This window comes from Siminovitchia fortis (genome assembly GCF_003605365.2).
GTDB lineage: Bacteria > Bacillota > Bacilli > Bacillales > Bacillaceae_C > Siminovitchia > Siminovitchia fortis.
In genome coordinates, this window is record NZ_QYTU02000012.1 from 55,725 (window position 1) to 79,831 (window position 24,107).

The window sequence follows — 24,107 nt, forward strand, 5'->3', positions numbered from 1 at the left end:
AAAGCTCACGATAAACTTATTTTTCGCATGTTCAATTGGAAATTCACGATCAATAATTTTCGAAGCTTCGCGTTTATGCGAAGCTTCTTGCTGTTGCATGACTGTCCCATTTTGGCACAGGTGTCCCGCTATCTGCTCGACACCCTGTCCCGAAATGGGACATATTTTTTATCGAATGTTGAAATCAGCGGCTTAAAACTTGGAATAAAACTTGCTTCTACAATTATAGACTTTTTTAAAAAAGGGAGGAGCAAACATGACAATACCTTTGGACAAGTTGAAGTGGATGTATGAAATGATGGCGAAGAGCCGCTACTACGAGGATCAAATGGCTGAAGTGTATATGGAAGGGAAGACTCCTGTTTTCAATATAGGGGCGGGGACGGTTCCGGGCGAGATGCATTTGTCGACGGGACAGGAGCCTGCCGCGGTGATTTGTGCTCATCTGACAAAGGATGACACGGTGACCTCTCCACACCGGCCGCATCATCATGCAATTGCAAAAGGCATCGATTTGAACCGGATGACGGCTGAAATCTTCGGAAAGGAAACGGGCCTTTCGAAAGGCAAAGGCGGGCACATGCATTTGTTTGATCCGAACGTAAAGTTTTCATGCAGCGGGATTGTCGGTGCGGGGATTCCGCAGGCTGCAGGGGCTGCGCTTGCTGCAAAGATGAAAGGGCAAGACTGGGTAGCAGTCGCTTTTCTTGGTGAAGGCGCGGCGAATTCGGGGGCTTTTCACGAAACGCTTAACATGGCGGCGCTTTGGAAATTGCCGTTGATTTTGGTTGTTGAAGATAATGCCTATGGAATTTCCGTTCCGAAAAAAGCTTCAACGGCCATCGAGTCTAACGATCTTAGGGCGCCTGCCTACGGAATTGAAGGCGCCTACGTAAAAGATAATGACCCGGTTGAGATGTATAAGGTGTCGGAAGAAGCGGTAAAAAGAGCCCGCAATGGCGAGGGGCCGACCATCATTGAAATTGAGACGTTCCGCTATCTGGGCCACTTCCAGGGAGATCCGGAATTATACCGTGAAAAAGAGGAAGTGCCTGCACTGAGGGAAAGAGACCCGATTTTAAGAATAAGAAAGCTTCTGATCGATGAATATGGGTTGGATGAAGCCGAGATGGAGGAAATGGAGTCCAAAGTGAAGGCGGAAGTCGATGAGGCGTACAACTTTGCAAGAGAAAGCGAATTTCCGAAACCGGAAGCTGCGCTTGCGGATATGTTTAATTAAACCCAGTTCTACAAAAATCAGGGAGTGCCACAGGCACCTGCAGAAAGGAGAAAAATCGATGGAAACGACGAAGAAAAGATTGTTGACCGGAAATAAAGCTATGGCTGAAGCAATCGCTCTGGAAATGGAAAACAATAAGGATGTTTTTGTTCTTGGGGAGGACGTAGGTAAATACGGAGGAATTTTTGGATCGACCGAGGGTCTTATCGACAGATTCGGAGCCGGGCGCGTTATGGATACGCCGATTTCGGAAACGGCCATCATTGGAGCGGCCATCGGAGCGGCGGCAGAAGGGATGCGCCCCATTGCGGAACTGATGTTTGTCGATTTTTTCGGCGTGTGCATGGACCAGATTTACAACCATATGGCGAAAATCCAGTATATGTCCGGAGGCAGCGTCAAACTGCCGATGGTGCTGATGACCGCAGTTGGCGGCGGGTATAATGATGCGGCGCAGCACTCGCAGACACTATATGCCACTTTCGCGCATATGCCCGGATTGAAGGTGGTGGCCCCATCAACCCCGTATGACTTAAAAGGCATGATGACTTCGGCCATCCGCGATGACAATCCCGTATTTTTCATGTTCCACAAATCACTCCAGGGACTGGGCTGGATGGATCAGCTGGATGAGTCCGTCGGTCATGTGCCTCAGGATGCCTATACTGTGCCGCTTAATAAAGCGAAGATCGTACGCGAAGGCAGGGACGTAACGATCGTCGGCGTCCAAATGATGACGCATTATGCTGTTCAGGCGGCTGAAAAATTAGCCAAGGAAGGCATTGAAGCGGAAGTTATAGATCTGCGGTCTTTGAAACCAATCGACAAAGATACAATTATCGAATCTGTTAAAAAGACTCATCGTCTCGTTGTCGTTGATGAGGACTATCTCTCTTACGGCATGACGGCTGAAATTTCAGCAATCATCGCAGAAGAAGCCCTGTATGAACTGGAGGCGCCGGTCCGAAGACTTGCCATTCCGGATGTCCCGATCCCATACAGCGACCCGCTGGAGGATTTTGTCATTCCCGGTCCGGACTCTATTTTTAAAAAGGTAAAAGAATTAATGGAAACCTATTGATTGCATCTGAGGGAGTGAAATGCATGTTTGAAGTGAAAATGCCAAGAACATCCGATGAAATAGAGGAAAGCCTCATCGTCTTTTGGCATGTTGAAGAAGGAGATTCCGTGGAAGAAGGGGACGTGCTCGTCGAGGTGCAAACGGAAAAAGCCGTCTTTGAAATAGAAGCGGAGGCGGAAGGGACGGTCCGTGAAATTTTAGTCAAAAGAGGGGAATCCGCCAAAGTGGGAGAAGCTCTTGCGAAAATTGAAACGGAAACCCTGAATAGTACTAAAGAAATAGACCACAAGGCCGATAATAAAATTGACGAGGAAAAGATTTCTGAAACTTCATTTGTCAGAATTTCTCCAAGACTGAGAAAGCTCGCAAGGGATCTAAATGTGAATCTGGCTGATGTGAAAGGTACAGGGAAAGACGGAGCCATCACTGAAGAAGACATCAAAAATGCAGCTGTAGGAGTGGAAGAACAGGAAACAAAAGAGATGTCCGGCATTCGCAAAACGATTGCATCCAGAATGATGACAAGCCTGCATGAATCTGCACAGCTGACCCTGACCTCGTGGGTGGATGTGACGGAGCTGGGAAAAAGGCGGAAGGAAACCGGGTCAAACGTGAGTTGGAACAGTCTTATTTCCTATGCGGCCGTCAAAGCGCTTGAGCAGCATCCTGCCATCAATGCCCATGTCCAGGGAGAGAAGGTCATCCGGCATAAAAAAGTTCATTTGGGCATGGCGGTGGATACAGAGGAAGGGTTATATGTGCCGGTTCTTGAAGATGCCGGCCATTTGTCACTCACACAACTGGATAAAGAATTGAAAGAACTTGTGAAAAAAGTAATTTCCAAAAATTTGTCGGATGTAGCCTTGAAAGGGAGTACTTTCACAGTGACTAATCTAGGGAATTTCGGGATAGAGTTTTTCACGCCGATCATCAATCCACCGGAGGCCGGTATACTTGGTGTCGGTAAAATTGAGCCCTATCTGGTTTTGGAACAAGGAGAAGTTGTACAAAAAGAGCGGATTCCGCTCAGCCTGACGTTCGATCACCGGGCGGTTGACGGAGCGCCCGCAGCTAAATTTTTGCAGGCTATTGCCGATCAATGCCAGTCGCTTGTGGGAGAATTTTAAAGGGATGCGAAGAAGCTGACAGGCTTTCATCAGCTTCTTCAAATCTGATTCGCAAGTATCGATTACATCTTTGAAGTTAGGAGTGCATTTATGTGAATGAGGTTTACTTATCCGCTGACAAAGGCGGCATGCCCGCCTTGCACCAAGTTTCTGCTGAAGAAAATTATACATACGATTGGGAGGGCTTGTACAAAAATTGGAACTGTTTGTTCGTCAATCTGAAATGGCTGTCTGAAAACTGGGAGTCTCATTATGGGAACAGATTTGAGAGAGAGGATGCTATATATCCGAGTTCTGTAAGAGAAGAAACTTAGCTTAATCGCAATTTCTTCTTTTTTTGTTTGAAATAGAAGTAATTATCAAAATAATTTGACTAATGGTGATTATCGTCTTATACTGGATGGGCATACATTATTTTCACCCGAAGAGTTTTACATAAATCGATGAGGGAGGAAGTAGTAAGATGCCAAAAACATTGTTTAAGCTGGATTTGAGCAAAACGATGGAGGAGCAGGCCCATCCGGGGCATAACAGGTGGCACCCCGATATACCTGCAGCATTTGCGGTGGATCCCGGAACGGCGTTCCGGATGGACTGCAAGGAGTGGACGGATGGACAGATTAAAAACAACGATGACCCGGAAGATATCCGGGAAGTGAATCTGGAACGCGTCCATGTGTTGAGCGGACCGGTCTATGTCAATGGCGCCGAGCCGGGGGATTTATTGGTAGTTGATATATTGGATGTTGGTGTCCATCAGGGCTATGAATGGGGATTCAACGGAATCTTTGCGAAGGAAAATGGCGGAAGCTTCCTTGTTGACCATTATCCCGAAGCGCAGAAGTCCATTTGGGACTTTGAAGGGATCTACACGACATCACGCCACGTTCCGGGGGTGAAATTCGCAGGGATTGTCCACCCGGGCCTGATTGGTGTGGCCCCGTCTATGGAACTTTTACAAGAATGGAATAAGAGAGAGGAAGAATTGAGGGCGACGAACCCAGAAAGGACTCCTCCGCTCGCGAATTTGCCGACGCCTGAAAGTGCGGTGCTTGGCACACTGAAGGGCGCCGATTTTGACAGGGTGGCTGCTGAAGGAGCCAGAACGGTCCCTCCGAGGGAAAACGGCGGAAACTGTGACATTAAGAATCTATCAAAAGGCTCAAGAATCTTCTTCCCGGTATTTGTGGATGGAGCGAAATTATCGGTGGGAGACCTTCACTTCTCGCAAGGCGATGGAGAAATCACATTTTGCGGCGGTATCGAGATGTCCGGATGGATCGACTTGAAGGTCGATGTCATCAAAGGCGGAATGGCAAAATACATGATCAAGGATAACCCGATGTTCAAGCCGGGACCGGTAGATCCTTTGTATTCGGACTTCCTCGTATTTGAGGGAGTATCTGTGGACGAAAAAGATGGAAAGCAGCATTACTTAGATGCGAACACGGCTTTCCGCAGGGCATGCCTCAATGCGATTGAATATTTAAAAACACAAGGGTATACAGGAGAGCAGGCATACATGCTGTTGAGCTCTGCGCCGGTTGAGGGACGGGTTGCCGGAATCGTAGATATTCCGAACGCCTGCTGTACAGTTGCGATTCCTACTCAGATTTTTGATAAAGATATTACACCGAAATTAAAGTAAACGGATAAAAAAGGGGGGATATCTTGCCAAGTTATACTTTTCGCTGTGATGACTGCGGAGAATTCACCTTGTTTTTCAGGTCGATGGAGAAAAACTTGGGGAGTGCCGAATGCCCGACGTGCAGCGCAGATTCAAAGCGGGTATTTTTACCGCCCAATTTGTATTCCATGCCGCATGCACTCAGGTCGAGAATTGAAAAGGGGATGGAGCCGCGGCGCATGACCCGCGAAGAATTGGGCACAAGAAGACTTCCTAAAAGCAGGTCTGCCGTGGCGAACCGCCCGTGGCAGGCGTGAGAAAAGATCCCGTTCCACATGGAGCGGGATCTTTGAATCTTTTTATGGGTCTCTTCTTATTTCAGAAGGAGGTGCATGGGAGAAACCATATCACGTGCCGCGGAGGATCGATACAAAAGGATTATTTGGCCTTCCTTATTTCCCCCTTGCCTGCATCTAGCAAACTAATCACCTTTCCGAATGCCCAGCATACGATAGCTGAAAAACAGGGAGGAATTTTTATGGATTTTACCATTGATCAAAAGTTGGAAAAAGACATCTCCAAAGCGGTCAACGGTGAATACAGCGCTATAGCCTGTTATGGAAAGTTGATAGAGATGGCACCTTCAGAGAGGGAAAAAAAGATCATACGGGAGATCCGGAATGATGAAATCCGCCATTTTCATCATATTTCAGCTATTTATATGCTTGTGATGAACATGCAGCCAGAACCAAGAATTGTTGGAAAGTGTCCAAACCATTTTACGGATGGTTTAAAATTCGCATTTGAAGATGAACAGGAGACGGTCGATTTTTATCACGAAATTGCCGATAAGGCGCAGGATCATTATATTCGGCATCTGTTTCGACGGGCAGCCGCAGATGAACAGAACCACGCCGTCTGGTTTTTGTCGATGATGCGCTGAAGAACTGGGTTTGTACATCTGCAAAAAAGGAGAGCGCTCAACTTTTCTATTGTAACTTGTCCGAGTCCCTGGCTGGCTCTTGGGTTGAAGGCGGTTACTCCCCCAACTTTTCCGATTCAATTTCCTCTTCGCTTTCCAGAATTACTCTCAACTTTTCTGATTTACCAATAAATTGCCGGCAACGAACAAAACCTCATAAAAAATTTGTAAAACGAAAGACACGTCTCCCTTTCAATCTACATTATTAGAGAAAGGAGATGCCCCTTGTCTGTGGAATATTAAGAGTACAACCAAATCCGGGGAGGGTCGACGATGGAAAATATGTTGTATACTTCTGGAGCAGCCAAGGCTTTGGGAATAGGGGTCAGTACCCTCAGAAATTATGCTGTTATGCTGGAATCAAAAGGATACCATTTTGAGCGCGGTTCGAATAATGGGCGGATATTCAGAGAGAAGGATATTTCACAGATACGGAAAATGATCGAGAAAATGACGGAAGAAGGGATGACGGTAGATCAGGCGGCGGAACTAACTGCAGGCCAGTCGGGAAAAGTGGAAGTGCAGGCGGCTGAACTGGAGGAAAGAACGGAATTGGATATAGACAGGCTATGCGAAAAAATCACTCAGTTGGAAGAGCAGCAGACGAATTTGGCCGAGATCAACCGTCAGCTTGCTCTTCAAGTGGAACGGCTGACGGAAAAAATTGAAGAACGGGAACGGGATCAGCAGCTGTTTGAAATGATGGAAAATGCGCGGAACCGGAAGAAAAGAAAGGGAATGTTCTTTTTACGGCCTTTCACATTTTCGGACAAGAAATCAACGGTTTGACCTGTTTTTTTATTTGTACAGTTTCATATGAATCTGAAGGGGTACGTATAACTATAACTTTAAGGAGGTATTCCTCATGAGAGATTCAGATGGAACTAAGAAAAAGCTGGAAGGAACCTGGGACAAGGTTAAAGGCGGAGCCAAAGATGCATTCGGGGATGCTGTTGATAATGAAAGACTGCAGGCAGAAGGCAAATGGGATAAGGCAAAAGGTGAAGCGAAGAAAAAATATGGCGAAGCCAAAGGAAAACTTACTGATTGGGATTGATACTGGCAATCCAATTTGGCAGGCACTTCCAAGGGAAGGCCTGTTTTTTTGGATGATTTACCGCGTAACGGTTATAAAATCATAGGGCCGGGGCTTCGCGTACGCGAAGCTTTTCGCTTTTTACATAAAATTTTCAAAAAAGAAGTTTGTTGTAGGGAAGACTGGGAATATTGAACAAGAAAGTTTAAATTTTGGACACATATTTTTTATTTTTTTCTGAAAGCGATTCAAATCGGTTGAAAAGTGCGTTAAAATAAGTATAAGATGTCAAATCTTAAATGGGGTGGTCTTTTGCATAGAGATCATGAACAACTTGAAAAAATAATTGATAGTCTTGCTGAAATGGGAGTGAATATTTCAGTCACGAAATCCCGGCTGGAACTTTTCAGAATCCTTGACGAAGTACAGGCTGTCCCAGGGTATACCGAATACCATGTAGAATAAAAACGAAGCGGGCTGGTACATTTGTACCGGCCCGCGTTGTTGTTTTACTTGCTTTCCGCTGTTTTCTTTCTGGTGAGAATCAGGCGGTAAATGATAAAAGCGATGACCGCAATTCCCCCGATCCCCAGGGTCAGATAGGCAAAATTTTCTTCAATGAACGGCTTGGCTCTGACACCGAGGGCCGCAATGATGGCTGCTTCAAGGAAAAACCGCCCGCCTCTGCCCAAGATGGACCAAAAAACGAGTGTCCTGATTTTCACTTTGGAAATTCCCGAAAAAATGGTAAACACTTTGTATGGGACAGGCGTAAAGGCCGCTATTAATATCGCCATGGCGCCGTATCTTTCAAAGTAATATTCGACCTTATCAATTTTGTCCTCCTTGATAAAACGGAGCAAAATGGGCCTTCCCAGTTTTTTTCCGATGTACCATCCAAGCAGCGCCCCCAAAATGGAAGCCACAGTGGTGTAAAAAGCATACAGCCAGACTTTGTCGGGTGAGGCGATCCCCATAGGAATCAACAAGACCTCGGGAATGATCGGCGAAAAAGAGGAATCCGTAAAGGAAACAATGATAAGTCCCAGCACTCCATAGTCCATCAGCCAATTTTCAATAACTGCAAGCCATTCTGATATCATTCAAATATACTCCTTTTAGATGACGAATTGCTAAAAGAAGTATAGCATTATTCCATCAGTCCGTCAGCACAATTTGGCAGAACAGACAATGAAATATGTCTTTTTCTAGTCAAACGAAAGGGGAAATGATTGTCGAAATAGATCATTTCCCCGGAAATAAAAGAAAAAGCTGTTTCTTATGGTGTCACTTCAATTTCGCTGATGTGGTTTCCTTCCATTGCTTTTACGTGAAATTTGTACCCTTCATCTTCAATTGTGTCGCCCTGCTGCAAGTCATATTTTTGCGTCAGGAGCCAGCCCCCGATCGTATCGATGTCTTCGCAGCGAAGGTGGATGCCAAGTAAGTCATTTACTTCCTCAATCAACACTTTTGCATCCAGCAAGTAATGCTCATCACCCAATTTCCGAACAAGCGGTATTTCGTCGTCATCAAATTCATCCCGTATCTCGCCGACAATCTCTTCCAATATGTCCTCGGCTGTCACGATTCCTGCTGTCCCTCCGTATTCATCGAAAAGCACAGCCATATGATTTCTTTCCTTTTGCATTTTTACCAGAAGCCGCTGGATGGGCATTGTCTCAATCACACTGATGACGGGCATGACGTAATCCGCGATCGGCTGGGGTCCTTCGCAATTTCCCTCGATGCAATCCGTTAAAAATTCCTTTATATTGACTACGCCCAGTATTTTATCCTTGTCCCCCTCTTCTGTTACCGGATAGCGGGTCAGGCGTGTTTCTTTCACCGTGGTCATGATTTCGTCGATGGAAGCCGACTTGTCAATTGTCACGACTTCCGTTCTGGGCACCATGATTTCCTTTGCAATCCGATTGTCGAATTCAAAGATTTTATTGACATACCGGTATTCCGATTGGTTGATCTCACCGCTTTTTAAACTGTCCGATAAAATAATTCGAAGCTCCTCCTCGGAATGGGCAACTTCGCTCTCTGATGTAGGCTGGACTCCCAATATCTTTGTAACCATACGGGCGGTCCTGTTCAGCAGCCATACGAAAGGAAAAAGAATTTTATAAAACCAGACAAGCGGTGTCGAAACGGCGAGAGCGATCGCTTCCGGTTTGAATATTGCCAGGTTTTTAGGCACGAGTTCACCGAGGATCACACTGACGAATGTAATGGTAATAAACGCTATTAAAAACGATAGGATCCCTGCAACTGATCCGGGAACATCAAACCTTTCAAACAAAGGCGTCAAAATTACCTGGACCGTCGGTTCACCGAGCCACCCGAGTCCAAGCGATGCAACAGTAATTCCCAACTGGGTGGCGGACAGGTAACCATCTAAATTTGAAATGATACGTTTGGCAATAGGGGCCTTTTTGTTGCCTTCCGCAATCAGCTGGTCCAGACGGGAACTCCGTATTTTTACAATCGCGAATTCGGATGCAACAAAAAACGCTGTGATTCCTATAAGGAAAAATACAAGAAATAGTTTCAGGCCGAACAATGGAGCGCCTCGCTCCGGCATCTCCGCAGCAAGGCTTCACCTCCCTCTGTTTGATAAAATTGTTTCGATTATTGTGGGGCTTTGCCCCATTGTGCGATATTCAGAACCATCGTGCGAAACCGGCTTTTAATTGTGCGGACTCCTTTGGGAGTATTTCTCCAATTTACTATGTGTCTTTCTTTGTCCAGCTTCAGGCGCCATCGGCGCAAGGATAAAGCCAATCGCTGCTGAAGGCAAACTACGCCTTCTTCAGTGCTCGTCTAGCTTTGCGCCGATAAGCTGGCACTCTCCGCCTTTCCTTATCCTTATCCTTTATCTCGTCGGAGGCACTCCAGTCTGTACGTCGATGGGCAAGGCGCTTGCGCTTTTCTTATTTCATACTTTACCCATTATCAGGCTGCTTTTATCATTATTTAAGTGAGCTTTCCGAGAAAATGGGTAGCGATGGAAAAGTAAGTCACCAGGGAAAATATATCATTGACTGTTGTAATCAGCGGACCTGACGCAACCGCCGGGTCCATTTTCAATTTATATAAAATAAGCGGAATGATTGTTCCTGCGAATGTTCCAATGATCAAAGTGAGCAGTAATGAGCCCCCGACAACAATTCCGAGGTATAAATTGTGCTGCCAGACAAATGCGATGACGGCAATAAGCAGACCGCATGTAACGCCTATTAATAGGCTGACACGGAACTCCCGCCAAAGAAGTTTAAGCGCTGTTTTTATATCTACTTCCCTTTCTGCCAATCCGCGTACAACAACTGCCAGCGATTGTGTGCCGGTGTTCCCGGTCATTCCGGCTATCAGCGGCATGAAAAAGGCAAGAGCCACCACCTGCTCCAGCGTCTCTTCGAACCTTGAGATGATACTTCCTGATACAAGGCCGATAAACAGGAGGGCAATAAGCCATGGCAGCCTTCGGATAGCTGCGGGGGCCGGCTTTGTATCAAAGTCGATTTCTTCGTTCATAGCGGAAATTTTACTGATATCTTCGCCAGCCTCGTGGATAATCGTCGTTAACATGTCATCAAAGGTGATGACTCCTACAAGGACTTCATCCTCGTTCACAACAGGGAGCGCTGTAAAATCGTATTTCTGAAGCAAGCGCACAATCTCACTTCTTTTCGACATGACATCGACAGAAATGATTTTTTCGACCATGACATTTATCACTTTTTCTTCGGGTTCAGTGATGATCAACTCCCTGTACGGGACTGTTCCCTCTAGCTGGCCCTCATCATTCACAACGTAGATATGATTGAGGCTTTCAGAGTATAGGGCAAGGGTTTTCAGTTTTTCAACAGCCTGTCCCACTGTAAAATGAGTATTGACTGAGACGTAGCGGTTGGTCATTAGACTTCCGGCTGTATTTTCCGGGTATTCGAGGATTTGCCGGACATATGTCGCCTCGGCTTCCTCCATCTCTTCCAAAAAAGATTCCACATCCGCTTTCGGATAATGGCGGAGCAGCCGTGTCAGGAAGTTAACATTCAATAACGCCAGGACACGGTTTGCTTTTTCTGGGCCAATTTTACTTAAAATTTCCAGTTGAAGTTTTATATTCACCCGCTGAATCAGACTTGCCAGGGTTGAGATGTTTAAATGTTCAAGCATGGCACCCCTATAGCGTTCAGGCAGGTTCTGGATGATGGAGGCCATCTTTTCCGGCCCGCAGTCTTCAAAAGTCTCATTTACTTGATCAAAGTCTTCTTTTTTAATATTGTCAATGATTTGCAGTGTCAGTTCCTTTTCTTTCTCTTTTGCCAGCACACCTATCACCTCTCTGCAAGTAGTAACGGCCGATTCGATCGATTTGTAGTGAATATGTAATTTAATTCACAACAATTATTTGTTATTATAGTAATATGCTATAGGTATATCGTATGACTATATTTGTGGAGGCCATCTCATTGAAGAATCAAGCAGCGGGGAGAAATATCATATACATACACATGAATCATACCGCCCGGTATATCTTGTCATCTGGTATTCAATTTCCCGATTTTATAAAAGGTATTCCTGATAAGCCGTCCAATCTTCTATTACTCAAACATAAATTCGAAGATGGCTATTACAATATGCATACCCGGCTGAGTTTCGCCACAAGCGAAAACGTTGAACAATTGCTTGAAGATGAGGTTTTCCGCTACGAAGAGTTTTGCTGGGTTGATTTTTCAGATGAGGAAGACTTGAACGAACTGACTGGCCAGGAACTGGCTGAACTGCTCTATTTGGGCCACATCAAATCACCTTTAAGACCTCCATTTTACAGAATACTTGGGAATCAATTTGTTTACTTGACGGAAGAAGACGGCCTATTCAATAAAATCTATTATAAAAAATGGGAACACTTCTTTTCCATGATCGGAGTGGTCATTTCACACAGGGTGAGCCCGGGAAGGGAAAGAACACTGTTCGGACGCCGAAAATACCGTCCAGCCCCTTTCGTTCCGGCAGAAATCATGCAGCTTCTGGGCGGACAAATGAGGGAAGGGGTCGTGTTTTCCTTTGATAAAACGGCGGGCGATCGTTTGAAAATCGAAGTGCCCATTTGGATTGTCGGCGATTTTATGGATATGGATGAAATGTATGAGGAGTATATGCAGTTAAGCAGGCTTGTACCCGATGGCAGACTGGTTCTGGACCGGAAGGCCGGAGAATGGAAGGTTTTGTTGGAGTAAATGCAGCTTCCTTTTTAGGGGGGCTGTATTTTTTTGTTGTTAGGAAATTATAAAATGCTCAGGTTGTTAGTAACTTATTTGTCACTTAGTGCTGCGTCCGGCTCCGACGGACAGGAGGTCCTAGTGCCGCCGGCGCCACAGGACGTGGTGCTTTAAGGCGGCCAGCGCCTATCGACTAGCAGACTTCACGCTTCTTCCTACGATAAGTCAACATCGCTCCGCTGCGCTGCGCGTGTTTCCTTTATCTCGTCAGAAGCGCTCCAGTCTGTACGTCGATAAACAGGCGCTTGCGCCTTTGTTCTGGAAAAGGTGTTTAAAGTTGCAAGGGGAAATAATCCTGGTTTCGTACGGTATGGTCTGGATTGCCGGGATATGATCCGGAATGGGAAGAATATGATCCGATTGCGCGGGATATGGTCCGGGATCAGGCGTGAATGATCCAACTCCGCGGGGTATGATCGAGAATTAGGGGAATGATCCGATTCCGCGGGTTAATAATCCGGAATCAAGGGCCCTCCAAATAGTAAGCCCCCTGAGAGGGGGCCTGATGTTTAAACTGCCACTTTTTCATCTTCCACTGAATCTTCGCGGCTGATTTTATCCATGATGGCCGTAATCGCGCCGTCACCTGTAACGTTACAGGCTGTACCGAAGCTGTCCTGGGTGATGTAAAGGGCGATCATTAAAGCGGTCATCGCAGGGCCAAAGCCAAGCATGGACTCCAATAATCCGATTGCTGCCATGACGGCTCCCCCCGGAACGCCTGGTGCAGCCACCATTGTAATGCCGAGCATCAAAATGAAAGGGAACATGATCGTAAATGCATAACTGTGCCCCTGCATAAACATGACGGCCATGGAACAGCTCACCAGTGTAATCGTGCTTCCGGACAAATGGATGGTTGCAAGCAATGGAATCGTAAAATCTGCAACCTTTTCCTTTTTCACAATATGCTTGGCCTGTCTTAGAGTGACAGGGATCGTTGCAGCGGACGACTGGGTTCCGAGCGCTGTAAAGTATGCCGGGCTCATTGTTTTCAACATCGAAAAAGGATTCTTTTTCTGTACGGAACCCGCAATTGTATATTGAATGACCAAATACGCGATATGAAGAATAATGATCATGGCAAAAACCTTAATGAATATGCTCAATATGGAACCCACTTGGCCGGCATTCGTCATGTTTGCAAAAATGCCGAAAATGTGGACGGGCAATAAAGGAATGATCACTTTTTCAATAACAAGATGAATGATGTCCCTGAAGTCGTTGGACAAATTCAAAAGCAGATCGCTTTTGACCGCTGCAATGCCTATCCCGATGACAAAGGATAAAAGCAGGGCAGACATGATGCCCATCAGCGGTTCCATTTCAATATCAAAATATGGTTTTAAAAGTGCTTCTTCCGGATTGGCAAATTCTTTTAGTGATTGGTTGGCCAAAATGGAAGGATAAAGTGCTTTTGCGGTGATATACGCAAGCAAGCCTGCTCCAATTGTAGAAATGTACGCGATGGCAGCAGTCCAGCCGAGCAGCTTTCCGGCACCTTTGCCAATGGCGCCGATTCCAGGAACGATAAAGCCGATAATCAGCAATGGGATGATGAAGCCGAGAAAGTTCCCGAATAGTCCGCTGAAAGTGGCAAAGACCCGGATCAAAGGACTTGGCGAAACCAGGCCAATTAAAATACCGAGCACAATCGCAAGAATAATGCGCGGCAATAAACCGAATTTCATGACATATGGACCTCCATAAAATTGTGATCGGCATCTTACATAGAAAAGAGCCGCCTGCTTTATTCTAGCATAACAAAAGAGCGGGTTCTTTATAATCTTGGAGTAAATAAATCTTGCGGGTTGAAACGCGTACATAAAGGTAGATATCTTCAGTAGGTGAAAAAAACCACGGATAACTGGAAACACCCGCGGATAACCGAAAATACCAGCGGATACAGTTTTTCCCGGCATTCCGCCCACCCATTCAACAGTTCACCCGCAGTGTCCAAGGTGCATACGATAAGACTGGGCGGGTGCTGGTTTTTCCTGGGCAAAACCTATTTAATCCCGGCCTTCGGAGAAGCGGTCCAAACCTGCCAAGTTGATTTCACTTTTCTTCTTTGTTTTATCGAAAATCATGTTAAAATTAGAAAGATGTCATGGGGATGGAGGATAATAAAATGAAATTGTGTTTGTTATACGGAGGCAAATCTGCTGAACATGAGGTTTCTTTGCAAACTGCTAAAGCGGTCATACATGCACTTGATAAAAATAAATTTGACATTTTTCCGATTTTCATTACAAAAGAGGGCAAGTGGGTCCAGGGACCGCAAATCACAGGCCCTGTTGAAGATGTAAAATATTTGCAGTTTCCAGGCGATCGGGAATCAGCCGCAAACGAGATCATGCCCTCTTCTCTGGATTCGGGCTTTGATATGGTATTTCCGCTTCTCCACGGTCCCAATGGGGAAGACGGAACGGTACAGGGAATGCTTGAGCTTTTAAACATTCCCTATGTAGGAAACGGGGTATTGGCTTCTTCAGCCGGCATGGATAAAGTGGTAATGAAAAATATTTTTGCACAGGCTGGTTTGGATCAGGTAAAGTATGTTTCTTTTATCCGAAGCGCGTGGGAAGCTGACCGTGAAGCGGCTTATAAGCAAGTGGAGGAAAAAATCGGCTATCCGAGCTTTGTGAAGCCTGCCAACCTCGGTTCCAGTGTCGGAATCAGCAAATGCGACAACCGCGAGGAACTTAAAGCGGCCTTTGAAGATGCTTTCCGATACGACAGGAAAATCATCATCGAAGAAGGCGTTATTGCAAGGGAAATTGAAGTCGGCATTTTGGGAAATGATGAACTGGCTTGTTCTGTACCCGGGGAAATCGTCCCGAAGAAGGAATTTTACGATTATGAGGCGAAATACGAAGACGGCTCTACAGAGCTTGTTATTCCCGCCGATATTTCGGAAGCAGTATACAATCAAATTCGCGAAATGGCTTTTACGGCATATAAATCACTGGATTGCTCAGGTTTGGCCCGGATGGACTTTTTCGTTAGTCCAGACGGCAGGGTGCTGATCAACGAGGTAAATACGATGCCGGGATTTACTCCATTCAGCATGTTCCCGCTCCTTTGGAAAAATACGGGCGTTCCATATCCTCAGCTGATTGAACGTCTTGTCGAGCTTGGAAGGCAGCGCTACGAAGAAAAACAAAAAATCATCCACAGTTTTTAATAAAGAAGGGATCACGATGATTCAAAGAACAATTGGCCAAATAGCCAATATGATTAAAATAGAGAATGATGTAAAAAAATATTTTAATGTGCTAGTAAAAGGCGTATCGATTGATTCGCGAAAAATTTCGCCGGGAAATTTGTTCGTTCCTTTTAAAGGGGAGCAGACCGACGGCCACAAGTACGCGGAAAAAGCGCTTGATCAAGGGGCTGCGGCTGTTTTCTGGCAGGAGGATGTTCCGAACCCGCCAACAAACGGCCCGGTTCTCATCGTCAAGGATACGCTGCTTGCCTTGCAGGAGCTGGCGAAAGCATACCGCGATGAATTATCGGTCAAAGTGGTTGGAATTACCGGCAGCAATGGAAAAACGACGACGAAAGACATAACAGCGGCTGTACTGGGCGAAACGTACCGCGTCCAAAAGACGGAAGGAAATTTCAATAACCATATCGGGCTTCCGCTGACGCTTTTGGCACTGGAAGAAACAACTGAGATTGCCATCCTGGAAATGGGAATGAGCAGCAGGGGAGAAATTTCCCTTCTCACCAAAATGGCCCGGCCTGATGCGGCGATCATTACAAATATCGGGGAAGCCCATTTGCTTGACCTTGGTTCCCGTGAAGATATCGCCGCTGCCAAGTTTGAAATCACCGAAGGGCTGGCACCGGACGGCCTTTTCGTTTTTCCGGGGAACGAACCGCTTTTACAGGAAAAAGTTGCTTCGCTTAAAAATGTCCGTCTGGCGACATTTGGAGATTCCCCGGGTAATGACGCCTATCCGCACGAATTGAAATTGGAAGAAAGAGGCAGCACTTTTACAGCATCCATTTTTCCAAAAAAGCCGTTATTTTTGCCGATTGCAGGGAAGCATAATGTCATGAATACACTGGCAGCATTGCTTGTTGCAAAGGAATTTTCAGTGCCGGTGAGTGATGTGGAAAACGGATTAAATTCCGTAAAACTGTCTACGATGAGAATGGAATGGCGCAAAGGAATCAAGGGGACAACCATTCTCAACGATTCATACAATTCAAGCCCGACGGCACTTCGCGCCGTGATTGAAATGCTTGAAAGCATGGACGGCAGCAAGGAAAAGATTGCAGTGCTCGGGGACATGCTTGAGCTTGGCGACAAGGAAAAAGAATACCACGAACAAATCGGGGAGGAGATCGATCCGGCCAAAATAAAGTATGTTTATACATATGGAGATCTTGGGAAATGGATAGCAAGGGGTGCTGAAAAAAATTTCCCGGCCGGGTATGTACTTTCATTCCGGGATCAGGATGAATTGGTCCATTCTTTAAAAGAAAAACTTTCCGGCGGCGAACTGATTGTTGTCAAGGCATCGCGCGGCATGAAGATGGAAAAAGTGGTTGAAGCGCTATCCGCGGCGGAATAGCATCAATTTTTGCGGGGCGGGAAACACCGCCCCGTCATTCAGGTGCCGTTACCTCCCGCCTAAACTTTTTAATATGGTTGAGATGGGAGATAGCGGCACCTTTTTGGAAATGGAAATGAAGCTGTCTAGCTTCAGCGCCTATCGACTAGCAGACTTCGCGTCTCCTCCTACGATAAGTCAACATCGGCTCCTCCGTCGCCGTGTTTCCTTTATCTCGTCGGAGCCACTCCAGTCTGTACGTCGATGAACAGGCGCTTACGCTTTTCCTGTTTGTCACCACTAAATTTTAATGATAGAATTATCAACATCGTTTATAGTTTTGCGAGAAGTGGGGCATTTGCCTCAACTTGAAGTTTTAAAGGAGATTGAGAAGCATTGACGAAGTTTTCAGATTTAAATTTGAGTCCGTCTATTTTAAAAGCTGTGAATAGAATGGGCTTTGAAGAAGCTACACCGATACAGGCAAAAACGATTCCGCTCAGCATGGAAGGGAAGGATTTGATCGGCCAGGCCCAGACCGGTACCGGAAAAACAGCGGCTTTCGGTATTCCTTTGATTGAAAAAATTGATCCAAGGGATCACAGCGTACAAGGAATCATCATTGCGCCTACGCGTGAACTGGCTATCCAGGTTTCAGAGGAACTGTACAAAATTGCGATCGACAGCCGGGTCCGCGTGCTTGCGGTCTATGGAGGTTCTGATATCCAGCGTCAGATCAGGGCATTGAAAAAAGGCCCGCAAATTGTTGTCGGAACTCCGGGACGTGTCCTTGATCACATCCAGCGCCGGACTTTGAAGCTGGGCAATGTTCATACGGTCATCCTTGATGAAGCGGATGAGATGCTGAACATGGGTTTTATCGAGGATATCGAGGCGATTTTAGAAACTGTTCCTGAAGAAAGGCAGACATTGCTTTTCTCGGCTACAATGCCGGAACCGATCCGCCGGATTGGCGAGCGCTTCATGAAGTCGCCTGAACTTGTAAAAGTACAGGCAAGGGAAATGACGGTTCCGTTAATCGAGCAATATTTTATTAAAGTCCCTGAAAGGGAAAAATTCGATGTCCTCTCACGCCTGATTGATGTGCAGTCGCCGGAGCTCGCCATCGTGTTCGGCCGGACCAAGCGCCGTGTAGACGAGCTGTCCAACGCTTTGACCGTCCGTGGATATACAGCTGAAGGCATCCATGGAGATTTGAGCCAGGCGAAGCGCCTGTCCGTTTTACGGAAGTTCAAAGAAGGGAAAGTGGACGTGCTTGTTGCCACTGACGTCGCTGCGCGCGGATTGGACATCTCTGGTGTGACCCACGTGTACAACTACGATATCCCCCAGGATCCGGAAAGCTATGTACACCGCATCGGACGTACGGGACGTGCAGGAAAAGAAGGAATCGCCGTCACATTTGTCAGCCCGAGGGAAATGGGCTATCTCCGAATCGTTGAACAGACAACGAAAAAGCGGATGAATCCTATGCGCCCGCCTACCTGGGATGAAGCGCTCGAAGGCCAGCAGCGCCTGACAATGGAAAAATTGAACGAAACCATCGAAGAGGGCAACCTGGATGAATACAGGGCCACAGCGGTTGACCTGCTGAACGAACATGATGCTGTCGAAGTCATTGCTGCGGCATTAAAAATCATCACAAAAGAACCGGACAAAACACCTGTCCATATTACGGAGGAAAAGCCGCTGCCTTCCAAGCGGGATCACTTCCACGGCGGACGGGGAAGAAGGGGCAAGCCCGGCCAGTCCTCTTATAAAGGACACCGGAAATCCCAGCGCCGTTCCGGAAACCGGAGACCTTAACGGGAAGGGCGGCCATCTTAAAAAAAAACGTCGATAAAAACAATCGGAGATATCCGGTTGTTTTTTTGTTAGAATATTGAGGGTGGAGAGTAAATACGTAAAGTTGAGAGTAAATCCGGAAACTGGAAATAAATCCCAAAGGAGTAAATCTCAACAGGGGAAAATTCCGGAATTCCGGTAAAATCCGGATACAAATCCAAAAGGACAGCAGGGAAATTGCAATTCAGAAAAGAGGAGATTCAATGGAGATCAGACCACCGTCACGGCGGATTTCACAGCGCGGCTTAAAAGTATGGCGCATCATGGGAGTACTGAACTCTCTGATATTATGGGGTGTAGTTGTTATTTTAGGGGTGCTGACGCATTTTTTTGATTGGCCGCTCTGGATCACCGCCGCTGGTGCCGGGCTTGTACTTATACTTACGATTTTGAACATTTTTATCATTCCTTCCATCCGGTGGAAACGCTGGCGCTATGAGGTGACTGAACATGAACTCGAGCTTCAGCACGGGGTTTTTTTCATCCATCGGACATTAGTTCCAATGGTGAGGGTCCAGCATGTCGATACTTCTCAGGGGCCGATTTTGAAAAAATATGATCTGGCCACGGTTTCGATTTCAACTGCGGCCACGGTTCATGAAATCCCCGCGGTCGATATTCACGAAGCGGAGGAGCTTCGCCGCTCGATTTCCGCTTTGGCAAGGGTGGCTGAAGACGATGTTTGAACCGAAACGGCTGCACCCGGTTACTGTTCTGTATGATTTCGTCCTTTCGCTGAAAGAGCTCATTATTCCATTCATTTTTCTCTTTATTTTTGGAAAAAATCAGATTGAACTGGACGGGCCTTTCTTAAGTATGCTTCCGCAGCTCCTATTTCTGCTTTTCGTCTTTTTCCTGATCGGATCGATGATCGTTAAGTGGTTACGATTTACTTACAGGGTTGAGGATAATGAACTCAGGATTGAGCAGGGGCTGTTTGTGAAGAAAAAAAGATATATCCCTTTTGACCGGATACAAAGTCTCGATCTGTCGGAGAGCATCATCCACCGTCCGCTCGGCCTTGTAAAAGTGAAGGTGGAAACGGCCGGTTCGGGCGGAAACAAGGCGGAGGCGGAGCTGACCGCCATAAAAAAAGAAGACGCTACGGCTCTGCAGAAAATCATTGCCGATGCCAAAAATAAGATGCCGGATGATGTTGAGGAGGCAGCGGAAATCCGCCCGCAAGAGGATATTATTTATAAAATTACTGCGCGGCAGCTTTTATTTCTCGCATCTACGTCGGGAAGGGCAGGCGTTGTCATTTCTGCATTCCTTGCATTCATTTTTCAATTTGAAGACTTTATTCCTTATGAAAAATTGTTCAGCGAAATGCAGCAGCTGATCAAATTTGGGGTTGTGTTTATTTCCGCAATAGTTTTCATCGCCCTTTTCATCGCCTGGCTGCTGTCGGTTGTCATCGCATTTTTAAAATACAATGATTTTACAGTAAGAAAAGTGAAAGATGAATTGATCATTACGCGAGGATTGCTCGAGAAAAGGACAACGACCGTCCCGTTGCATAGGATACAGGCGTTGACGATCACGGAAAGCCCGATTCGGCAGCCATTTGGATTCGCAAGTGTATCTCTGGAGAGTGCAGGCGGCTCGTCCACGGATTTGGAAAATTCCTCAATGGTCCTTCTCCCGGTTGTGAAGCGGGATGAAATTCCGGGTATATTGGGAGAGTATTTGACAGATTATGAGTTTGAAGCTGATTTAAAGGCGGCTCCCGGCCGTGCGATGCGGCGCTATATGTTTGTAAAATCCATCATCGCCCTAATAATTACGGGCGTACTCACCGGCTTTTTCTGGCCGTATGGTTTATTCGGAGCGATATTATTTCCAATAGCTTTTTTATGGGGGTATGCCCAGTATAAATCCGCAGGCTGGAATATTAGCGATTCCCAATTGACAATGCGGTACAGGACAATCGAACAGCATACAATGATCATGAGGAAAAATCGAATCCAGTCTATGCAAGCAAGTGTCAGTTGGTTTCAAAAGCGTGCTGATCTGGCTGCTGTGAGTGCATCGGTGAAATCGGGCGAAGGATCCCGTGAGGCGGAAATCCCCCATTTAGATCAAAGGGATGTATTGGAAATTTACGGCTGGTACAGCCATCGGGAGCGGACTACAGAAATCGGATAGGCCGCACTTTTATTAAAACAGCCCCGATTATAAAGCCTGCGATCATGCCGAAAATATGGCCTGTGATATTAACGTTTGCCTGGAAAAACGTCATGATCACGCTCAGCGCCGCTATCGGTAAAATCACTTGCTTTCCTTGCTGCGGCATCGCTTCTTTTTTTAAAAAAGTGATGGCCAAATAGATGCCGAACAAGCCGAAGATCGCGCCGCTCGCTCCGATATGCGTATAATAGGGTGGCTTCAAAATAAATGTGGCAATGTTGGCGGCAATCCCGCATGCAAGATAAACAAGGATAAACTGAAATTTTCCAAGTGCACGTTCAAGGGCCGGACCAAATAATACAAGTGAGAATGAATTGAACAGCAGATGCGAAAAAGCGATATGGACAAAAACCGGCGTCACCAACCGCCAATATTCCCCCATTTGGACCAATATGTTGACGCCGGCCAGTTTTTCAAAAATGAGCTGCTGCGGAAAAATCGGCAGGCGCATAGCAAGGAAAATGGCGATATGGATGGCTACGAGAGCCGTGATCACAGGGTACAGGCGAATGAATTGCCGGAAAGATTCCGTTCGGACAAACATGGGATGATCTCCTTTCTGTTTGGGCCTCCTATCATTATATTATAGCCGGAGATGAAAAGTAGAAGGGATGGGCTGCGATGATTTCGGGAATTGGGCTGGATCTCGTTGAAATAGAAAGAATTGAAAAATTGAGAGGGCGCCAAGAACGCTTTGCCGAACGGGTTTTGTCGGCAGCGGAACTTCAGCATTATGAAAACTTGCCGGATAAAAGAAAAACAGAATTCCTGGCAGGAAGATTTGCGGCGAAAGAGGCATTCGCCAAGGCGCTTGGAACAGGGATCGGGGCAGAGCTTTCCTTTCAGGATATTGAAATTGACGCGGACGAGAGGGGAAAGCCATATATTGTCCGACCTGTAGGCCAAGGGAAAAAAATACACTTATCCATCACACATACGAAGGCATATGCCGCCGCGCAGGTGGTCATCGAAGAGGGGCAGTGATTGCGCCTCTTTTTTATCGTACGTTTGTATAAAATTTTGTCCTTGTTTCCTTATCTCGTCAAAGGAACTCCAGCATGTACGTCATTTTAAACAGGTGTTTCCAATATTTTTCCAAATGATTCTAATACCCCTGCATTGCCCGTCAGAGGTGTCACGAATCCGCTCGATTAGTGCTCGTTTTCGGTCCAATGCCCGCGCAGGCGAAAAATGGCGTCCCCCGGTCAATGGATCGCGAGTCCAATGCCCGCGCGGGTGTAAAATAGCGTCCTCCGGTCACTGGGGCTCGAGTCCAATGCCCGCGCGGGCGAAAAATAGCGCCCTCCGGTCACTGGAGCGCGAGTCCAATGCCCGCGCGGGCGAAAAATAGCGCCCTCCGGTCACTGGAGCGCGAGTCCAATGCCCGCGCAGGCGAAAAATGGCGCCCCCCGGTCACTGGAGCGGAAGTCCTCGGGCCAATTTTCGGTCACCAATGCCACCAATCTCAGTCTGTACGTCGATGAACAGGCCCCTCCACTTTTCTATTGTCCAGTTCCGGGCGGCAGGGGCTCGAGGTCGCTTCGGAAAAACCAATGAAGGCAAAAGGCGCCTTCACTGATTTTTCCTCCAGCGCTTGTCGCCCCTGAGCGGCCGCCCTCCACTTTTCCCCTGTCCAGTTCCGGCTCCTATCGACTAGCAAACTTCGATCTTCCTCCTACGATAAGTCAACATCGGCTCGCCTGCGGCTTCGCCGTGTTTCCTTTATCTCGTCGGAAGCTCTCCAGTTTGTACGTCGATGAACAGTCGCCTCCACTTTTCTATACATATTGTCCACGGTTGTCTCATATATTTTTAATGCGTCAGGAGAGAANTTTTCTATACATATTGTCCACGGTTGTCTCATATATTTTTAATGCGTCAGGAGAGAAGAGGCTGGGTACGGGAGTTATTGCCGCATTGTGCGGAACGGCTCGCAATATAAAGGGCAATGCCGGCCAATGGTTCCCGGCATCCCTCCTAATCTCTTCTTTTCATGTGTAAATGAGACAACAAAGGGGTTGAAGGAATGAGAAAGGGGTTATGGCTGGTTTGGGGGATTGTTGCGGCGATGCTCGTGCTTTCGGCCTGCGGTTCAAAATCTCAGGAAGATGTGACGAAAGGACTGAAGGAAAAAGCGGGGGATATCAAGGGATATAAGGCAAAAGCGAAAATGACGCTGGAAGTCGGGGATGAGCCACAAGTTTATGATATTGATGTCTGGCATCATAAGCCGGGTGATTATCGGGTCCATTTGAAAAATGCCAAAAAGGAACAAAGCCAGATGATCCTAAGAAATAAGAGCGGTGTGTATGTGCTGACGCCAGCCCTGAACAAGAGTTATAAGTTTCAGAGTGATTGGCCGCAAAACAGCAGCCAGGCGTATTTGTTTGAGTCTCTGGTAATGGATGTCCTTAAGGACAAGGAAGCGAAGTTCAAGGAAACAAAAAATCATTATGTGTTTGAGACAAAGACGCGCTATCAGAACAATAAGATGCTTCCGAGGCAGGAAGTCACTTTCAAGAAAAGGACTTTGGAACCGATCAGCGTCAAGGTGATGGATACGGACAAAAATCCGGTAGTCACGGTGAAATTTACGAAAGTGGATTTTGATGCCAAATTTGATGATGATGCATTTGATACAAAGAAAAATATGACGAGCGCCCAGTTGGAAGTGCCTGTACTGGCGGATCTGAGCGGGCAGGAATTTTCAGTGAAATATGCGATGGCTGAGATTCCTGGAGTGACACTGCATGACGAGAAGACGATAGAGACGGACAGAGGAAAGCGTGTCATCCTGACATACGAAGGAGAAGATAAGTCCTTCACGCTCTTCCAGGAAAAAGCAGAAGTGATTCCGACGGCATCAATGGAAACGGTGAATATGGCCGGTGAGATGGTGGATCTGGGTTTTGCCATCGGCGTCATGAATGATCATTCCATTGTCTGGAGCCAGGACGGTGTGGATTACATGCTTGCTTCCTCAGACCTGACGCAGGAAGAATTAATAATGGTCGCACGCTCGGTGCAAGGCGACTCGGTGAAATAGACCCTTCTACAAGAAAGGGTCTATTTTTAATGGTTTAGAAAACCCCTGGC

General features: G+C 46.6%; 23 protein-coding genes. 18 read left to right on the top strand and 5 right to left on the bottom strand.

All coding sequences use genetic code 11. From position 1 onward, the window contains the following. Nucleotides 1-256 precede the first annotated feature (256 nt). The 10 genes from D4N35_RS07430 to D4N35_RS18070 all read left to right on the top strand — a co-directional run bounded on the left by D4N35_RS07430 (nt 257) and on the right by D4N35_RS18070 (nt 7,558). Nucleotides 257-1,240 carry a thiamine pyrophosphate-dependent dehydrogenase E1 component subunit alpha gene (locus tag D4N35_RS07430; protein WP_120072023.1) on the top strand — a complete coding sequence of 328 codons (984 nt, stop codon included), beginning with the start codon at nt 257-259 and terminating at the stop codon, nt 1,238-1,240. Between the two features lie 58 nt (nt 1,241-1,298). Then, entirely contained in the window at nt 1,299-2,321 is a 1,023-nt protein-coding gene (locus D4N35_RS07435; RefSeq protein ID WP_120072025.1) for an alpha-ketoacid dehydrogenase subunit beta, read from the top strand. Between the two features lie 23 nt (nt 2,322-2,344). Next, nucleotides 2,345-3,448: a dihydrolipoamide acetyltransferase family protein gene (locus D4N35_RS07440; protein WP_120072027.1), complete on the top strand. Its 1,104-nt coding sequence runs from the start codon at nt 2,345-2,347 to the stop codon at nt 3,446-3,448. Nucleotides 3,449-3,540: 92 nt separating this feature from the next. Further along, the gene (locus D4N35_RS07445; RefSeq protein WP_120072029.1) at nt 3,541-3,762 is read left to right on the top strand and encodes a hypothetical protein; all 222 of its coding nucleotides are present in this window, start codon (nt 3,541-3,543) and stop codon (nt 3,760-3,762) included. A 149-nt stretch (nt 3,763-3,911) separates the two neighbouring features. Next, nucleotides 3,912-5,096, top strand: coding sequence for a formamidase (fmdA, locus tag D4N35_RS07450; RefSeq protein ID WP_120072031.1), 1,185 nt, complete (start codon nt 3,912-3,914; stop codon nt 5,094-5,096). Between the two features lie 23 nt (nt 5,097-5,119). After that, complete coding sequence (locus D4N35_RS07455) at nt 5,120-5,392, top strand: zinc ribbon domain-containing protein (protein ID WP_120072033.1); 273 nt, start codon at nt 5,120-5,122, stop codon at nt 5,390-5,392. Between the two features lie 221 nt (nt 5,393-5,613). Beyond that, on the top strand, nt 5,614-6,018 hold the full coding sequence (locus tag D4N35_RS07460) for a ferritin-like domain-containing protein (RefSeq protein WP_120072073.1): 405 nt from the start codon (nt 5,614-5,616) through the stop codon (nt 6,016-6,018). A gap of 312 nt (nt 6,019-6,330) precedes the next feature. Beyond that, nucleotides 6,331-6,846, top strand: a complete 516-nt coding sequence (locus tag D4N35_RS07465) for a helix-turn-helix domain-containing protein (protein ID WP_120072035.1) — start codon at nt 6,331-6,333, stop codon at nt 6,844-6,846. 76 nt (nt 6,847-6,922) lie between these two features. After that, on the top strand, nt 6,923-7,114 hold the full coding sequence (locus tag D4N35_RS07470) for a CsbD family protein (RefSeq protein ID WP_120072037.1): 192 nt from the start codon (nt 6,923-6,925) through the stop codon (nt 7,112-7,114). A gap of 291 nt (nt 7,115-7,405) precedes the next feature. After that, nucleotides 7,406-7,558, top strand: coding sequence for an Lmo0850 family protein (locus tag D4N35_RS18070; protein WP_164876308.1), 153 nt, complete (start codon nt 7,406-7,408; stop codon nt 7,556-7,558). A 44-nt stretch (nt 7,559-7,602) separates the two neighbouring features. Here D4N35_RS18070 and D4N35_RS07475 read toward each other — a convergent pair whose 3' ends face one another. The 3 genes from D4N35_RS07475 to mgtE all read right to left on the bottom strand — a co-directional run bounded on the left by D4N35_RS07475 (nt 7,603) and on the right by mgtE (nt 11,437). Next, the gene (locus D4N35_RS07475) at nt 7,603-8,193 is read right to left on the bottom strand and encodes a YqaA family protein (RefSeq protein WP_120072075.1); all 591 of its coding nucleotides are present in this window, start codon (nt 8,191-8,193) and stop codon (nt 7,603-7,605) included. A gap of 179 nt (nt 8,194-8,372) precedes the next feature. After that, nucleotides 8,373-9,665: a hemolysin family protein gene (locus tag D4N35_RS07480; RefSeq protein WP_120072077.1), complete on the bottom strand. Its 1,293-nt coding sequence runs from the start codon at nt 9,663-9,665 to the stop codon at nt 8,373-8,375. Between the two features lie 413 nt (nt 9,666-10,078). After that, nucleotides 10,079-11,437 carry a magnesium transporter gene (mgtE, locus tag D4N35_RS07485; protein WP_120072039.1) on the bottom strand — a complete coding sequence of 453 codons (1,359 nt, stop codon included), beginning with the start codon at nt 11,435-11,437 and terminating at the stop codon, nt 10,079-10,081. A 140-nt stretch (nt 11,438-11,577) separates the two neighbouring features. Here mgtE and D4N35_RS07490 point away from each other — a divergent pair, with 140 nt between their 5' ends. Then, nucleotides 11,578-12,348 (top strand): hypothetical protein, encoded by a 771-nt coding sequence (locus D4N35_RS07490; RefSeq protein WP_120072041.1) that lies wholly within the window; start codon nt 11,578-11,580, stop codon nt 12,346-12,348. A gap of 551 nt (nt 12,349-12,899) precedes the next feature. Here the strand turns inward: D4N35_RS07490 and D4N35_RS07495 are convergent. Further along, on the bottom strand, nt 12,900-14,081 hold the full coding sequence (locus tag D4N35_RS07495) for a dicarboxylate/amino acid:cation symporter (RefSeq protein ID WP_120072043.1): 1,182 nt from the start codon (nt 14,079-14,081) through the stop codon (nt 12,900-12,902). A 440-nt stretch (nt 14,082-14,521) separates the two neighbouring features. On the opposite strand from D4N35_RS07495, the gene D4N35_RS07500 reads away from it, so the two are divergent. The 5 genes from D4N35_RS07500 (at nt 14,522) to D4N35_RS07520 (ending at nt 20,969) form a co-directional block, all read left to right on the top strand. Then, complete coding sequence (locus tag D4N35_RS07500; protein WP_235870326.1) at nt 14,522-15,577, top strand: D-alanine--D-alanine ligase; 1,056 nt, start codon at nt 14,522-14,524, stop codon at nt 15,575-15,577. A 16-nt stretch (nt 15,578-15,593) separates the two neighbouring features. After that, nucleotides 15,594-16,976 carry a UDP-N-acetylmuramoyl-tripeptide--D-alanyl-D-alanine ligase gene (locus tag D4N35_RS07505; protein WP_120072048.1) on the top strand — a complete coding sequence of 461 codons (1,383 nt, stop codon included), beginning with the start codon at nt 15,594-15,596 and terminating at the stop codon, nt 16,974-16,976. 375 nt (nt 16,977-17,351) lie between these two features. Next, entirely contained in the window at nt 17,352-18,782 is a 1,431-nt protein-coding gene (gene cshA / locus D4N35_RS07510; protein ID WP_120072050.1) for a degradosome RNA helicase CshA, read from the top strand. 242 nt (nt 18,783-19,024) lie between these two features. After that, nucleotides 19,025-19,507 (top strand): PH domain-containing protein, encoded by a 483-nt coding sequence (locus tag D4N35_RS07515; protein ID WP_120072052.1) that lies wholly within the window; start codon nt 19,025-19,027, stop codon nt 19,505-19,507. Next, nucleotides 19,500-20,969 carry a PH domain-containing protein gene (locus D4N35_RS07520; protein ID WP_120072054.1) on the top strand — a complete coding sequence of 490 codons (1,470 nt, stop codon included), beginning with the start codon at nt 19,500-19,502 and terminating at the stop codon, nt 20,967-20,969. The genes D4N35_RS07515 and D4N35_RS07520 overlap by 8 nt, the downstream gene beginning before the upstream one ends. On the opposite strand, the gene D4N35_RS07525 is transcribed toward D4N35_RS07520, so the two are convergent. Beyond that, the gene (locus D4N35_RS07525; RefSeq protein WP_120072056.1) at nt 20,953-21,555 is read right to left on the bottom strand and encodes a rhomboid family intramembrane serine protease; all 603 of its coding nucleotides are present in this window, start codon (nt 21,553-21,555) and stop codon (nt 20,953-20,955) included. The genes D4N35_RS07520 and D4N35_RS07525 overlap by 17 nt on opposite strands. Nucleotides 21,556-21,632: 77 nt before the next feature. Between D4N35_RS07525 and acpS the strand changes: the two genes are divergently transcribed. Continuing rightward, on the top strand, nt 21,633-21,995 hold the full coding sequence (acpS, locus tag D4N35_RS07530; RefSeq protein WP_120072057.1) for a holo-ACP synthase: 363 nt from the start codon (nt 21,633-21,635) through the stop codon (nt 21,993-21,995). A 1,042-nt stretch (nt 21,996-23,037) separates the two neighbouring features. Then, nucleotides 23,038-24,057, top strand: a complete 1,020-nt coding sequence (locus D4N35_RS07535; protein ID WP_120072061.1) for a LolA family protein — start codon at nt 23,038-23,040, stop codon at nt 24,055-24,057. Nucleotides 24,058-24,107 lie beyond the last annotated feature (50 nt).

Excerpts from the sequence above, each read along its gene's own strand:
- D4N35_RS07525 (WP_120072056.1), bottom strand. The coding sequence starts at position 21,555 with ATGTTTGTCCGAACGGAATCTTTCCGGCAATTCATTCGCCTGTACCCT.
- D4N35_RS07430 (WP_120072023.1), top strand. The coding sequence starts at position 257 with ATGACAATACCTTTGGACAAGTTGAAGTGGATGTATGAAATGATGGCG.
- D4N35_RS07460 (WP_120072073.1), top strand. The coding sequence starts at position 5,614 with ATGGATTTTACCATTGATCAAAAGTTGGAAAAAGACATCTCCAAAGCG.
- D4N35_RS07470 (WP_120072037.1), top strand. The coding sequence starts at position 6,923 with ATGAGAGATTCAGATGGAACTAAGAAAAAGCTGGAAGGAACCTGGGAC.
- D4N35_RS07465 (WP_120072035.1), top strand. The coding sequence starts at position 6,331 with ATGGAAAATATGTTGTATACTTCTGGAGCAGCCAAGGCTTTGGGAATA.
- acpS (WP_120072057.1), top strand. The coding sequence starts at position 21,633 with ATGATTTCGGGAATTGGGCTGGATCTCGTTGAAATAGAAAGAATTGAA.
- D4N35_RS07505 (WP_120072048.1), top strand. The coding sequence starts at position 15,594 with ATGATTCAAAGAACAATTGGCCAAATAGCCAATATGATTAAAATAGAG.
- fmdA (WP_120072031.1), top strand. The coding sequence starts at position 3,912 with ATGCCAAAAACATTGTTTAAGCTGGATTTGAGCAAAACGATGGAGGAG.
- D4N35_RS07495 (WP_120072043.1), bottom strand. The coding sequence starts at position 14,081 with ATGAAATTCGGTTTATTGCCGCGCATTATTCTTGCGATTGTGCTCGGT.
- D4N35_RS07500 (WP_235870326.1), top strand. The coding sequence starts at position 14,522 with ATGAAATTGTGTTTGTTATACGGAGGCAAATCTGCTGAACATGAGGTT.
- D4N35_RS07535 (WP_120072061.1), top strand. The coding sequence starts at position 23,038 with ATGAGAAAGGGGTTATGGCTGGTTTGGGGGATTGTTGCGGCGATGCTC.
- D4N35_RS07515 (WP_120072052.1), top strand. The coding sequence starts at position 19,025 with ATGGAGATCAGACCACCGTCACGGCGGATTTCACAGCGCGGCTTAAAA.
- D4N35_RS07520 (WP_120072054.1), top strand. The coding sequence starts at position 19,500 with ATGTTTGAACCGAAACGGCTGCACCCGGTTACTGTTCTGTATGATTTC.
- D4N35_RS07440 (WP_120072027.1), top strand. The coding sequence starts at position 2,345 with ATGTTTGAAGTGAAAATGCCAAGAACATCCGATGAAATAGAGGAAAGC.
- D4N35_RS07435 (WP_120072025.1), top strand. The coding sequence starts at position 1,299 with ATGGAAACGACGAAGAAAAGATTGTTGACCGGAAATAAAGCTATGGCT.